Origin of the sequence: Pseudomonas sp. GCEP-101, assembly GCF_025133575.1 — a bacterium.
Classification (GTDB): Bacteria; Pseudomonadota; Gammaproteobacteria; order Pseudomonadales; family Pseudomonadaceae; genus Pseudomonas; species Pseudomonas nitroreducens_B.
In genome coordinates this window covers 5811548-5824389 of record NZ_CP104011.1, presented here as the reverse complement: position 1 = coordinate 5824389, position 12842 = coordinate 5811548, and the positions used below count along the sequence as shown (strand labels likewise).

Here is a 12842-nt window from a genome sequence, read left to right as displayed (position 1 = left end):
CGCTTTGCAGGGCAGCGCAGGAAGCCCTGGCCCTTGGCCGCCGACGCGCCTTGGGTTCCGGCGAGACGTGGGTTCGCGAGCAAGCTCGCTCCTACAGGTGGTGCCAGCTGAGACTCCCGCGTGTGCCGCGTTGCTCTTCGTAGGAGCGAGCTTGCTCGCGAAACCGAGGCCGCGCCGCTCTGGAAGCGAGCCTGATCTGCAAACGCCCGCATCGCGCCTGACGCCATCGCGGACGGAGTCCGCTCCTACAGCCGAACGACGGCGTTTCCCTGTAGGAGCGGGCCATGCCCGCGATCGCGCCCAGAGGGCACTCCTACAGGTTCTGCGCGGTTTCCCGGTCTTGCTGCCAGCCCCCGCCGAGCGACCGGTAGAGCAGCACCAGCGTGGTCGCCACGGCCTCGCGGCCGCGCACCTGCTGTTCCTCGGTGGCGAGCAGTTCGCGCTGGGCGCTGAGCACGTTGAGAAAATCCACGGCGCCGGCCTTGTATTGCTCGCGGGCGTTGGCCAGGGCGGTGCGGCCGTGTTCGGCGGCGGTATCGAGGCTCGCCAGGCGACGCTGGTCGGCGGCGTAGTCGGTGAGCGCGTCGTCCACCTCGCGCCAGGCGTTGAGCACGGTGCGGCGGTAGGCGAGGGCTGCCTCCTGCTGCTGCGCCTCGCGCAGGGCCAGCATGCCCTTCAGCTGGCCACCCTCGAAGATCGGCAGCGACAGGCTCGGGCCGATGCCGAAGGTGCGGCTGTTCCAGTCGCCGAAGTTCGACAGTTGCAGCGCCTGGAAGCCGAGGTTGCCGTTCAGGCTGATGCGCGGGTAGAAGTCCGCCTTGGCCACGCCGATGCTGGCGGTGGCGGCGTGCAGCGCCGCTTCGGCGCGGCGTATGTCCGGGCGGCGCTGGGCCAGCTCCGAGGGCAGGCCGACCGGCACGCCGCGGGGCGGTTGGGGCACCGGTCTGGCCTGGGCCAGTTCGGCTTGCAGCGCGCCAGGCGCTTCGCCGAGCAGGTAGCCCAGGGCGTTGATCAGTCGTGCCTGGCGCTTCTGGCTATCGGGCAGGCGCGCCTCGATGCTGGCGACCTGGGTCAGGGCCTCGGCCACGTCCAGTTCGGTGGCCACGCCATCGGCGCGGCGCAGGCGGGTCAATTCCAGGCTGCGCCGGGCGATCTCCAGGTTGCCGCGGATGATCGCTTCCAGGTCCTGTTCGGCGCGCAGTTGCAGGTAGGTGCGCGCGGTCTCGGCGAGTACCGACACCAGCACGTCGCGGCGGCTTTCCTCGCTCACGCGGACGTTGGCGTCGGCCGCCTCCAGTTCGCGGCGCACGCGGCCCCAGAAGTCCAGTTCCCAGGACAGCTCGACGCCGCCGTCGAGCTGGTTGAAGCTGTCCTTGCCCGCCTTGCCGGACGGGTCGTTCAGCCCGACCTGGCTGTTGCGCTTGCGCTGGTAGCCCAGGTTCGCGCTGACGTTGGGCACGGCATCACCGCCCAGCGCCTGGCGGATCGCCCGGCTCTGCTGCAGGCGCGCGTCGGCTTCGCGCAGGTCCAGGTTGGCGGCCGCGACGCGGCGTTGCAGGTCGTCCAGCTGCGCATCGCCCAGCAGCGTCCACCACTGCGCCTCCAGTGGCGCATCGAGCGTGCGGCTTGGCGCGTCGCCGCGCTGGGCGGACCAGTGCACCGCGTCGGCATCCTGCGGGCGCTGGAAGTCCGGGCCGACGCTGCAGGCGCCCAGCGCCAGCAAGGCAAGCAGCAGCGGAGTGCGGGCGGCGGTCATTGCGCGGCCACCGTCTGCGGGGCCTCGGCGTGCTTGCCGGTGTCGATGCGGGCGATGACCGACATGCCCACCCGCAACCTGTCGCGCAGCGGCTGGTCGGCGTCGAGGACAATCTTCACCGGGATGCGCTGGACGATCTTGGTGAAGTTGCCGGTGGCGTTGTCCGGGGCGATGGGTGCGAAGCTCAGGCCGGTGGCGGGGGCGATGCTGTCGACGTGGCCGTGCAGCGTCTCGCCGGGGAAGGTATCGATGCTGATCGCCACGCGCTGTCCGGGTTGCACGTCGGTCAGCTGGGTTTCCTGGAAGTTGCCGACCACGTAGGCATCCTGCAGCGGCACCACCGCGAGCAGCGCGGTGCCCGGCGTGGTGTAGGCGCCAACGCGCACGGCGCGGCGGCCGACCATGCCGTCGAAGGGCGCGCGGATCTCGGTGTAGGACAGGTTAAGCTGCGCCTGCTGCAACTGCGCCTGGCCGCGCTTGAGGGCGCCGAGGGCCTCGGCCTGCTGGGCCAGCAGTACGTCGAGCTGCTTGCGGGCGGCCAGCGCGGCGGCTTTGTCCTTGTCCAGCACGGCCTTCGCCGAGTCCACGCGCGAGCGCGCCTGCTGGGCATTCTGCAGCGTGCCGGCGCCCTGGGTGGCGAGGTGTTGGTAGCGGTTGAGTTCCTGCGTGGCGAAGGTCAGCGCCGCCTGGTCGGCCTGCACCTGGGCGGCGCTCTGGGCAATCACCGCCTGCTGGCGTTCGAGGTCGGCGGCAACGTGATGGTGACGTGCCTGCGCGGCCAGTACGTCGGCTTCGGCGGCTTCCAGCGCGGCGCGATAGTCGCGGGCATCGATGCGCGCCAGGACCTGCCCGGCCTTCACCGGCTGGTTGTCCTCCACCAGCACCTGCTCGATGAAGCCGGCGACTTTCGGCGCCACCAGGGTGAAGTCGGCGTGGACGTAGGCATCGTCGGTGCTCTGCTCGCGGCTGGGGCCCAGCAGGCGCAGCAGCAGGTAGACGACGAGGGCGAGAAGCAGCACGGCGACCAGGGCCAGACTGCCGCGACGGGAGCTCAGTTTCGACATGGGCAGACCTTTCATTGATGAGGAATGACGGGCCGCGGCGGATAGACCCGCAGCGGCATCAGGGGGATCAGCACGAGCAGCGCGGCGGCCAGCCAGGACATCGCCAGCAGCGTGTCGGCAGCGGCGAGCACGCCGGCCTGGCCGCGCACCTGGCCGGCCAGGCGACCGACGTTCTCGGCGCCGCCCAGTTGTTCCAGGCGCAGGCCGAGGGCTTGCGGGGCGTTGCCCAGGTGATCGACCAGGCGGTTGGAGTGGTAGTGCTGGCGCCAGGTCATCAGGATCGACACCACCGCGCTGCCGAGCACCGCCGAGAAGCCGCGCACGCTGTTGAACCAGGCCGAGGCGAACGGCCCTTCGATGGGCGCGACCACGCTGGTGGCCGACATCAGCAGCGGCACGATGGCCATCGGCTGCCCGACGATCTGCAGCGCCAGCAGCCAATAGAAGTTCTCCCGCGTCCACTCGCTGGTCAGCTGGCTCATGCCGAACGCCGACAGGCCGCACAGGCTGATGCCGATGGCCAGCACCCAGCGGCAATCCACCCGCGGGATGTTGCACAGCGCGGCCACCAGCGGCAGCGAGACCAGCTGAGGCAGCGCCACCAGCAGCGCCATCGGCGCCGACTGCAACGGGCGATAGCCGTGGGCCGAGGCCAGGTAGGACGCCGGCACGCCCGCGCAGGCGCCGAGCACCACCAGCACGCCGGCCAGGGTGATCAGCGCGTGGGTGAAGTTGCGCCGCTTGAGGATGTCCAGGCGGTAGAAGGGCAGCGGGTGCGTCCATTCGTTGATGAAGAAGCCCACCAGCAGACCGGCGCCGCCGAGCACCAGCACGGTGATCAGGTCGGACTCGAACCAGTCCAGGCGCTCACCCTGCAGCAGGCCGATCACCAGCATCAGGATGCCCGGCAGGCCGAGGGCGAGGCCCGGGTAATCGAACTGCTTCAGGCGTTCCAGGCGCAGCGGGTCCTGCGGGATGCCCCAGGCGACGGCGGCCAGTGCCACCGCGCAGAGCGGGATGACCTGCCAGAACACCCACTGCCAGCCGACGAACTCGGTCCACAGCGCCGCCAGCGGCATGCCCAGGTTGGGGGCGAAGGTGGCGGTCAGCGCGTAGGCGCCCAGGCCGTAGAGCTTGATGCCCGGCGGCAGGAAGCGCAGCGCCACGGTCATCAGCATCGGTGGCATGCAGCCGCCGGCGAAGCCCTGCAACAGGCGCAGCAGGTACAGCGTCTCGACGTTCGGGGCGAAGGGGCAGAGCAGCGCGAGCAGGGCGAAGCAGGCGATGGCGCCGAGGGTGAAGCGGCGCAGCGAGACGGTGACCGAGAACCACGGCGCGAACGCCATGGCCGCTACCTGCGCCGCCGAATACAGGGCGAGCAGCCAGGTGCCCTCGTCGTGGCCGATGGACAAGGCGCCGCGCACGTCGGTCATGGCCAGGTCCGTGACCTTTTCGTTGAGGCCGGCGCTCAGGGAGGCCAGCAGCACGCCGAGCATGCCGACCACGATGCGCAGGCCGAAGGGCTGCGCTGCGGGGGCTGCGGGTTTGGCCGCTGGTGGTTGGGTGGCGGAAAGCGGGGCGAGCGCGGTCATGGCCGGCCTCCACGGGGGTGGCCGCCGCCGCCGCCGCCGGTGGGCGGTGCTGTGCAAGGCATAGGAATCAACTCGGGTATTTGCGACCGAGTCTAGGGAAGGGCTATAGCTGTGAAAATTGAAATGATTGCAGCTAATCAGTGCGTCTAACGCACTTAATGTGCACTCAACTCAGCAAGCCGGACGTCTCGCGCAGCTCGATGCAGACGCGTTTCACCGTCTGCCGCAGCCAGCTGTGCGCCGGGTCATTGTCGAAGCGCGGGTGCCAGGCCTGGATGATCACCACCGATTTGAGCGGCAGCGGAATATCGAACTGGCGCAGGGCGAAGCCCAGGCGGTCGAGGCGCCACAGCGAATGCTCGGGGATCGGCAACACCAGGTCGGATTCCAGCAGGGCGAAGATCGAGGAGTGGAAGGTCGGTGCGGTGAGGCGGATCTCCCGTTGCAGACCCAGGTTGGCCAGCTCTTCGTCGATCGGCCCGCGGGATTTCCCGCGCCGCGACACGCTGATCTGCGGGAAGGAGGCAAAGCGCTGGGCGGTGATCTCGTCGTCGAAGATGGGGTGGTCGCGCCGCGCCAGGCCGACGAAGTTGGTGGTGAACAGCGTCTGCGTGCGGATCTCCGGCTCCAGCGTCGAAGCGCCGCCGATGTACAGGTCGATGCGGTTCTGCCGCAGGGCTTCGTCGTCGAAGTCCGCCTCCGGGGCGATGCGCAGGCTGCAGCGTGGCGCCTCGTCCTTCATCACCGCGAGCATGCGCGACGCGAAGCCGCCGACCAGCACGTTGTTGGAGCGCAGCACGAAACAGCGTTCGAGCTGGTCCATGCGCAGGTTTTCCTTGGCGTTGAACAGGCGCGTGGCGTGCTCCACCAGGTCGCTGACTTCCTCGCGCAGTTGCAGCGCGCGGGGCGTGGGCACCAGGTTGCGCCCGGCGCGAACCATGATCGGGTCGCCCACCGCCTCGCGGATGCGCGACAGGGTGCGGCTCATCGCTGGCGCGCTGAGGTGCATGCGGCGGGCGGCGCCGACCACGCTGCCTTCTTCCAGCAGGATATTGAGGGCGACCAGCAGGTTGAGATCGGGCAGGGCCATGGTGACTCCAGAACGGTAGGCGCGATGCCGATCATGTTCCCTGGCGAAGGGCCGAATGGGCAAGCGTGCGTTTCATGCAATGGTCCATTACGCCCAGCGTGCCTTTACGCTCCGCGCCCGGGCCCGAAGAATGGCGGCGGATTTCGCTTTACGAAGGAGAGACGCATGTTCAAACGGATCCTGCTGGCCATCGACGGCGCGGCGCAGTCGCCCCGCATCATCGTGACCGCCCGCGAGCTGGCACGTTGCAATGGGGCGCAGGTGCACGTGGTCTGCGCCGTGGACCGTGCTTTCGCCATGCCGCGCCAGGATGCGCTGGAGTACCCGCCGGCGGAGCAGGAGCAGCACGAGGCGCAGGGCCTGGTGGATGGCGCCGTGGCGCAGTTGCAGCCCTGCCAGGCGTCGGGCGCGGTGGTGGCGGGCGATCCGGCGCGGGCCATTCTGCGTGAGGCGGAGCGGTTGGAGTGCGACCTGATCGTGATCGGCCATCGGCACCTGGGGCGCATCGAGCGGTTGCTGGACCCGTCGGTGGGGCAGCGGGTGATCGAGCGCGCGCCGTGCCCGGTGCTGGTGGAGGTGCGGGAGTAGGGCGCCTGTTTGCGGATGGGGGCCGTGCGGTTCGCGAGCAAGCTCGCTCCTACGAAGAGCACGTCGGTGCGGGCCTGTAGGAGCGAGCTTGCTCGCGAACCGCGGACGGCGCCAACAATTGGCTGGAGCCGATCGCGGACGGAGTCCGCTCCTACGTATGTCGGGGGCTGTGGAGCTCCCTGTAGGAGCGGGCCATGCCCGCGACCGCGCGCAGGGCCCCGTCCTACAAGGGAGGATTCACGCGGGGTTGTCGCGCGAAGCAAGAAAGAAAAGCGGCCCCGGCGCCGGGTTGGTCCTGAGCGAGGAACCGGCGCCGGAGCCGTAAGGGGTCAGCCGCGGCGATGCACGTTGCGGCCGTGCGCGAAGGTTTCCTTCACGGTGCGGTCGTCGCCGAGGATGACCAGTGCGAAGAGTTTCTCCTCCAGTGTCTTCGCCTGCTGCAGGCGGTAGTCCAGCAGCGGGGTGGCCTTGTAGTCGAGGACCACGAAGTCGGCTTCGTTGCCCTGGGCGAAGCTGCCGACCTTGTCCTCCAGCTCCAGCGCGCGGGCGCCGCCGAGGGTGGCCAGGTACAGCGACTTGAACGGGTCGAGCTTGATGCCCTGCAGCTGCATCACCTTGTAGGCCTCGTTCAGCGACTGCAGCTGGGAGAAGCTGGTGCCGGCGCCGACGTCGGTGCCCAGGCCGACCTTGACCTTGTGCTTTTCCAGCTTGGCCAGGTCGAACAGGCCGCTGCCCAGGAACAGGTTGGAGGTCGGGCAGAAGGCCACTGCCGAGCCGGTCTCCGCCAGGCGCTGGCACTCGCCGTCGCACAGGTGCACGCCGTGGGCGAACACCGAGCGCGGGCCGAGCAGGCCGTGGTGGTCGTAGACGTCCAGGTAGCCCTTGCGCTCCGGGAACAGCTCCTTGACCCACTCGATTTCCTTGAGGTTTTCCGACAGGTGCGTGTGCAGGTACACGCCCGGGTGCTCCTTGAGCAGGCGGCCGGCAGCGTCCAGCTGTTCCGGGGTGCTTGTCGGAGCGAAGCGCGGCGTCACCGCGTAGAGCAGGCGGCCCTTGCCGTGCCAGCGCTCGATCAGCGCCTTGCTGTCCGCGTAGCTGCTTTCGGCGGTGTCGGTCAGGTAGTCCGGCGCGTTGCGGTCCATCATCACCTTGCCGGCGATCAGGCGCAGGTCGAGCTTCTGCGCGGCGCCGAACAGCGCGTCCACCGACTGCGGGTGCACGGTGCCGAACACCAGGGCGGTGGTGGTGCCGGCGCGCAGCAGTTCCTTGAGGAAGATGCCGGCGACGTCGGCGGCGTGGGCCGGGTCAGCGAACTGCTTCTCGGTGGGGAAGGTGTAGGTGTTCAGCCAGTCCAGCAGCTGCTCGCCGTAGGAGGCGATCATGCCGGTCTGCGGGTAGTGGATGTGGGTGTCGATGAAGCCGGGGGTGATCAGCGCATCGCGGTACTCCACCACGTCCACGCCGCCCAGGTGCGGCAGCAGGTCGGCAGCGTGGCCGAGGCGGGCGACCTTGCCGTCTTCCACCAGCAGGATGCCGTCCTCGAAGTACTGGTAGGACTTCTCCACGCCGACTTCGGCGGGGTCGGCGACGCTGTGCAGGATGCTGGCGCGGTAGGCTTTGGCTTGAGTGCTCATCAATGTCTCGCAAATCGGAATTAGCGCGTCTTCGGACGCTATTCGATGGGTATCGCTGGCGCTCCACCCATCCTACAAAAACAGGTCATGGTTCCGTAGGATGGGTGGAGCGAAGCGATACCCATCACAAGGCCAGACACGTTGGAAATCAGGTGCCGCCATCGGCCGTGCGTGCGCGGCGGCTCGTGGGTAACAGTCTGGCCACGGTGTTCTCGCCCTGGCTGGCCTGCTGACCGAAGGTGGCGTTGTAGGTGGCGATCACCTCGCCGGCGATGGACACGGCGATCTCCACCGGCAGCTTGCCCTTCACCTCGCTGATGCCCATGGGGCAGCGCATGCGCTGCACGGTGTCGGCGGCGAAGCCACGGTCGCGCAGGCGGTGTTCGAACTTGGCGCGCTTGGTGTCCGAGCCGATCAGGCCGAAGTAGGCGAAGTCGTTGCGCGCCAGGATTTTCGCGGTCAGCTCCAGGTCCAGCGCGTGGTTGTGGGTCATGACGATGAAGTAGCTGCCGGCGGGCATCTCGTCGATCTCGTCGATGACGTCCTCGTTGATCACGCGGGTCACGCCCTCGGGGATGTAGCCGGGGAATTCGGCTTCCCGCGAGTCGATCCAGCGCACCTTGCACGGCAGGCTGGCGAGCAGCGGCACCAGGGCGCGGCCGACGTGGCCGGCGCCGAACACGGCGATGTGCGCCTGGGGCTGGCCCATGGGCTCGAACAGCAGCACGGTGGCGCCACCGCAGCACTGGCCCAGGCTGGCGCCGAGGCTGAAGCGCTCCAGCTTGGGTTCGCGCTCACGGTTCTGCAGCATCTCGCGGGCGATGGCCATGGCCTTGAATTCGAGGTGGCCGCCGCCGATGGTGTCGTACGTCTTGTCCGCGCTGATCACCATCTTCGAGCCGGCATTGCGCGGGGTCGAGCCGCGTTCTTCGATGATGGTCACCAGCACGCTGGCTTCGGCGCGCTGTTGCAGGTCGGCGAGGGCACTGATCCAGTTCATGGCTTCAACCTCTGGGGTGGAGCTCTTCGTAGGAGCGAGCTTGCTCGCGAACGAGTTTCCCGGCAGCTCTGTGGCTGGGCGGTTCGCGAGCAAGCTCGCTCCTACAGTTGGGAGTTAGGGTGGGGCGCCGCTGGCCCGGGGGAGGACGGGATTGGGGACGTCTTCCCGTGCCGGCGGCACCCCATGGTTACATCACGCCGGCTCGACCTGAGCCGGTGCCTTCTCTGCCTGGGCGGCCTTCAGCTTGCGCATCTGCTCCACGCCCCAGAGTACGCGCTCCGGGGTGGCCGGGGCGTCGATCTGCGGCTGGGCGCGGTAGTCGGCCAGGCTCGCCACGGCGTCCTTGATCGCGCAGAACACCGAGATGCCCAGCATGAACGGCGGCTCGCCGACGGCCTTGGAGTGGAACACCGTCTGCTCCGGGTTCTTGCGGTTCTCCACCAGCTTCACCCGCAGGTCGAGGGGCATGTCGGCGATGGCCGGGATCTTGTAGCTTGCCGGGCCGTTGGTCATCAGCTTGCCCTTGGCGTTCCAGACCAGCTCTTCCATGGTCAGCCAGCCCATGCCCTGGACGAAGCCGCCTTCCACCTGGCCGATGTCGATGGCCGGGTTCAGCGAGGCGCCGACGTCGTGGAGGATGTCGCTGCGCAGCATCCTGTACTCGCCGGTGAGGGTGTCGACGATCACTTCCGAGCAGGACACGCCATAGGCGAAGTAGTAGAACGGCCGGCCGCGGGCCTGGCTGCGGTCGTAGTAGATCTTCGGCGTGCGGTAGAAGCCGGTGGAGGAGAGCGACACCTGGCCGAAATAGGCCTGCTGCACCAGTTCCTCGAAGGGCACGATCAGATCGCGCACGCGCACCTGGTTGTTGCGGAACTCGACGTCTTCCTCGGTCACCTTCCAGTGCCTGGCAGCGAATTCCACCAGACGCTGCTTGAGGGTTTCGGCGGCGTTCTGCGCGGCCTTGCCGTTCAGGTCGGCGCCACTCGAGGCGGCAGTCGGCGAGGTGTTGGGCACCTTGTCGGTGTTGGTCGCGGTGATCTGCACGCGGTCGATGTCGACCTGGAAGACCTCGGCCACCACCTGTGCGACCTTGGTGTTCAGGCCCTGGCCCATCTCGGTGCCGCCGTGGTTCAGGTGGATGCTGCCGTCGGTGTAGATGTGAATCAGCGCGCCGGCCTGGTTCAAGAAGGTGGCGGTGAAGCTGATGCCGAATTTCACCGGGGTCAGCGCCAGGCCTTTCTTCAGCACCGGGCTGCTGGCGTTGAACGCGCGGATCTCGGCGCGGCGCTTGGCGTATTCGGCGCTGGCTTCCAGTTCCTCGGTCATCTCCTGCAGCAGGTTGTGCTCCACCTGCTGGTAGTAGTGGGTGACGTTGCGCTCGTCCTTGCCGTAGTAGTTGCGCTTGCGCACCTCCAGCGGGTCCTTGCCCAGGTGGCGCGCGACCGCGTCCATGATCTCCTCGATGGCGACCATGCCCTGCGGGCCGCCGAAGCCGCGGTAGGCGGTGTTCGAGGCGGTGTTGGTCTTGCAGCGGTGACCGTTCACCGTGGCGTTGCCGAGGAAGTAGGCGTTGTCGGAGTGGAACATCGCTCGGTCGACGATGGAGCCGGAGAGGTCCGGCGAGTAGCCGCAGTTGCCGGCCAGGTCGATGTGGATGCCGTGCAGCAGGCCGTCGTCGTCGAAGCCCACGTCGTATTCGACGTAGAAGGGATGGCGTTTGCCGGTCATCTGCATGTCTTCGACGCGCGGCAGGCGCATCTTCGCCGGCCGGCCGGTAAGGCGCGCGATCACCGCGCACAGGCAGGCCGGCGCGGCCGCCTGGGTTTCCTTGCCGCCGAAACCGCCGCCCATGCGGCGCATGTCGATGACCACCTTGTTGAAGGAGATGCCCAGCACTTCGGCGACGAGCTTCTGCACCTCGGTGGGGTTCTGCGTCGAGGTGTAGACGATCACGCCGCCGTCTTCGGTGGGCATCACCGAGGAGATCTGCGTCTCCAGGTAGAAGTGCTCCTGGCCGCCGATGTGCAGCGTGCCCTGGATACGGTTCGGCGCGGTCGCGAGCATGCCTTGCGAGTCGCCGATCTTGTGCTGGTGGCTGTCGAGCACGAAATGCTTCTTGCGCAGCGCCTCGACCACGTCGAGCACCGGCTCCAGGTCCTCGTACTCGATGATCGCGGCCATGGCGGCCTTGCGCGCGGTTTCCAGGCTGTCGGCGGCCACCGCGATGACCATCTGGCCGACGTACTCGACCTTGCCATCGGCCAGCAGCGGGTCGCCGGCGACCACCGGGCCGATGTCCAGCTGGCCGGGGACGTCACCCTTGGTGATGGCGATGGCGACGCCGGGGAACTGGTAGCAGGGGCTGACGTCCAGCCGGGTGATGCGCGCGTGGGCGCGGTCGCTCATGCGGGCGTAGACGTGCAGCTGGTTGGGGAACTCCAGGCGGTCATCGATGTAGATCGCCTCGCCGCTGACGTGCTTGGGCGCGCTCTCGTGCTTGACGCTGCGGCCGACGCCGGTGGTGAGGTCGGCGCGGAACAGGGCGGCGAGTTCTTCCTGGCTTTTCTGGGGCTTATGCATAGTGGGTCACCCGGGTCACGGCCTGAGGGGCTTCCAGTTCCAGGAAGCACTTGCGCAGCAGGTTCTGCGCGGTGAGCAGGCGGTATTCCTTGCTCGCACGGAAGTCGGTGAGCGGGGCGAAGTCCTCGCTCAGTGCCAGTGCGGCGCGTTCGAAGGTGGCGCTGTTGAAGGTCTGGCCCAGCAGCGCGGCTTCGCAGGCCTTGGCGCGTTTCGGGATGGCGGCCATGCCGCCGAAGCCGGTGCGCACGGCGGTGATTTTGCAGTTGTCGACCGTCAGGCTGAAGGCGGCGCAGACGGCGGAGATGTCGTCGTCCAGGCGCTTGGAGACCTTGTAGGCGCGGAACGCCTGGTTGGCCTGCGGGCGCGGGATGATGACCTGCTCGATGAATTCGCCTTCCTGGCGCGCGGTGACCTTGTAGTCGATGAAGTACTCGTCGATGGGCAGTTCGCGGCGCTCGTTGCCCTTGCGCAGCACCAGGCGCGCGCCGAGGGCGATCAGCAGCGGCGGCGAGTCGCCGATGGGGGAGGCGTTGCCGATGTTGCCGCCCAGGGTGCCCTGGTTGCGGATCTGCAGTGAGGCGAAGCGGTGCAGCAGTTCGCCGAAGTCCGGGTAGTCGCGGGCCAGGGTTTCGTAGCAGTCGGTCAGCGGCGTGGCCGCGCCGATCTCGATGCGGTCGTCGAAGACCTCGACGCGCTTCATGGCCTCGACGTGGCCGACGTAGATCATCACCGGCAGCTCGCGGTGGAACTGGGTGACTTCCAGCGCAAGGTCGGTACCGCCGGCCAGCAGGCGCGCCTGCGGGTTGGCGGTGTAGAGGTCCGCCAGGTCGGCGATGGTCAGCGGCAGCAGGCAGCGCTTGTCGCCACTGTTGAGCTCGGCGGTTTCGCGCGGGGCGATGGCCTTGAGCTGGGCGATGATCTCGGGCTGGGCGATGTCGAACTGGTCCGGCTGCTTCTGGCAGCAGGATTGCTCGGCGGCGTCGAGGATCGGGCGGTAGCCGGTGCAGCGGCACAGATTGCCGGCCAGCGCTTCATGGGCCTCGGCCTTGCGCGCTGCGGCGGTTTCGCCTGCGCTGTTCTTCTGCAGGGCGAACAGCGACATGACGAAGCCGGGCGTGCAGAAACCGCACTGCGAGCCGTGGCAGTCGACCATGGCCTGCTGCACGCCGTGGAGTTCGCCGCGGTGCTTCAGGTCATCGACGCTGATCAGCTGCTTGCCGTGCAGCGAGGAGACGAAGGTCAGGCAGGCGTTGAGGGTGCGGTAGCGGATGCGCTCGGCGCCTTCTTCGCCGACCAGTTCACCGACGACCACCGTGCAGGCGCCGCAGTCACCGGAGGCGCAACCCTCCTTGGTGCCGGTCTTGCCCAGGTGCTGGCGCAGGTAATTGAGCACGGTGAGATTGGGATCGAGGCGGTCTTCGACACGCAGCTCGCGATTGAGCAGGAACCTGATCAAGGCTTGCCTCCAGGCTGGTTCTTGTTTTTGGTAGGGCACTGGATGGCGAATCTATGGAAAGCTGACTTTTGAGTCAATA

Annotated in this window: 9 protein-coding genes; 1 reads left to right on the top strand and 8 read right to left on the bottom strand. The window is 68.1% G+C overall.

Annotation, left to right across the window (positions count from 1 at the left end):
* Positions 1-313: 313 nt before the first annotated feature.
* The 4 genes from N0B71_RS26210 to N0B71_RS26195 all read right to left on the bottom strand — a co-directional run bounded on the left by N0B71_RS26210 (position 314) and on the right by N0B71_RS26195 (position 5502).
* Positions 314-1756: an efflux transporter outer membrane subunit gene (locus N0B71_RS26210; protein WP_259755918.1), complete on the bottom strand. Its 1443-nt coding sequence runs from the start codon at positions 1754-1756 to the stop codon at positions 314-316.
* Positions 1753-2820 (bottom strand): HlyD family secretion protein, encoded by a 1068-nt coding sequence (locus tag N0B71_RS26205; protein ID WP_259755917.1) that lies wholly within the window; start codon positions 2818-2820, stop codon positions 1753-1755. Before N0B71_RS26205 ends, N0B71_RS26210 begins: the two co-directional genes overlap by 4 nt.
* Positions 2821-2831: 11 nt before the next feature.
* Entirely contained in the window at positions 2832-4412 is a 1581-nt protein-coding gene (locus tag N0B71_RS26200; RefSeq protein WP_259755916.1) for an MFS transporter, read from the bottom strand.
* Positions 4413-4578: 166 nt separating this feature from the next.
* Positions 4579-5502, bottom strand: a complete 924-nt coding sequence (locus N0B71_RS26195; protein ID WP_259755914.1) for a LysR family transcriptional regulator — start codon at positions 5500-5502, stop codon at positions 4579-4581.
* A gap of 165 nt (positions 5503-5667) precedes the next feature.
* Between N0B71_RS26195 and N0B71_RS26190 the strand changes: the two genes are divergently transcribed.
* The gene (locus N0B71_RS26190; RefSeq protein ID WP_259755912.1) at positions 5668-6090 is read left to right on the top strand and encodes a universal stress protein; all 423 of its coding nucleotides are present in this window, start codon (positions 5668-5670) and stop codon (positions 6088-6090) included.
* 329 nt (positions 6091-6419) lie between these two features.
* On the opposite strand, the gene guaD is transcribed toward N0B71_RS26190, so the two are convergent.
* The 4 genes from guaD to xdhA all read right to left on the bottom strand — a co-directional run bounded on the left by guaD (position 6420) and on the right by xdhA (position 12763).
* Positions 6420-7724, bottom strand: coding sequence for a guanine deaminase (gene guaD / locus N0B71_RS26185; protein ID WP_259755910.1), 1305 nt, complete (start codon positions 7722-7724; stop codon positions 6420-6422).
* A 148-nt stretch (positions 7725-7872) separates the two neighbouring features.
* Entirely contained in the window at positions 7873-8724 is an 852-nt protein-coding gene (xdhC, locus tag N0B71_RS26180; protein WP_259755909.1) for a xanthine dehydrogenase accessory protein XdhC, read from the bottom strand.
* 192 nt (positions 8725-8916) lie between these two features.
* Positions 8917-11307 (bottom strand): xanthine dehydrogenase molybdopterin binding subunit, encoded by a 2391-nt coding sequence (xdhB, locus tag N0B71_RS26175; RefSeq protein ID WP_259755908.1) that lies wholly within the window; start codon positions 11305-11307, stop codon positions 8917-8919.
* Positions 11300-12763 carry a xanthine dehydrogenase small subunit gene (xdhA, locus tag N0B71_RS26170; RefSeq protein ID WP_259755907.1) on the bottom strand — a complete coding sequence of 488 codons (1464 nt, stop codon included), beginning with the start codon at positions 12761-12763 and terminating at the stop codon, positions 11300-11302. Before xdhA ends, xdhB begins: the two co-directional genes overlap by 8 nt.
* Positions 12764-12842: the final 79 nt, after the last annotated feature.

Bases quoted from the DNA above. Each gene is read 5' to 3' on its own strand.
- N0B71_RS26190 (WP_259755912.1), top strand. From the start codon at position 5,668: ATGTTCAAACGGATCCTGCTGGCCATCGACGGCGCGGCGCAGTCGCCC.
- N0B71_RS26200 (WP_259755916.1), bottom strand. From the start codon at position 4,412: ATGACCGCGCTCGCCCCGCTTTCCGCCACCCAACCACCAGCGGCCAAA.
- N0B71_RS26195 (WP_259755914.1), bottom strand. From the start codon at position 5,502: ATGGCCCTGCCCGATCTCAACCTGCTGGTCGCCCTCAATATCCTGCTG.
- N0B71_RS26205 (WP_259755917.1), bottom strand. From the start codon at position 2,820: ATGTCGAAACTGAGCTCCCGTCGCGGCAGTCTGGCCCTGGTCGCCGTG.
- N0B71_RS26210 (WP_259755918.1), bottom strand. From the start codon at position 1,756: ATGACCGCCGCCCGCACTCCGCTGCTGCTTGCCTTGCTGGCGCTGGGC.
- guaD (WP_259755910.1), bottom strand. From the start codon at position 7,724: ATGAGCACTCAAGCCAAAGCCTACCGCGCCAGCATCCTGCACAGCGTC.
- xdhC (WP_259755909.1), bottom strand. From the start codon at position 8,724: ATGAACTGGATCAGTGCCCTCGCCGACCTGCAACAGCGCGCCGAAGCC.
- xdhB (WP_259755908.1), bottom strand. From the start codon at position 11,307: ATGCATAAGCCCCAGAAAAGCCAGGAAGAACTCGCCGCCCTGTTCCGC.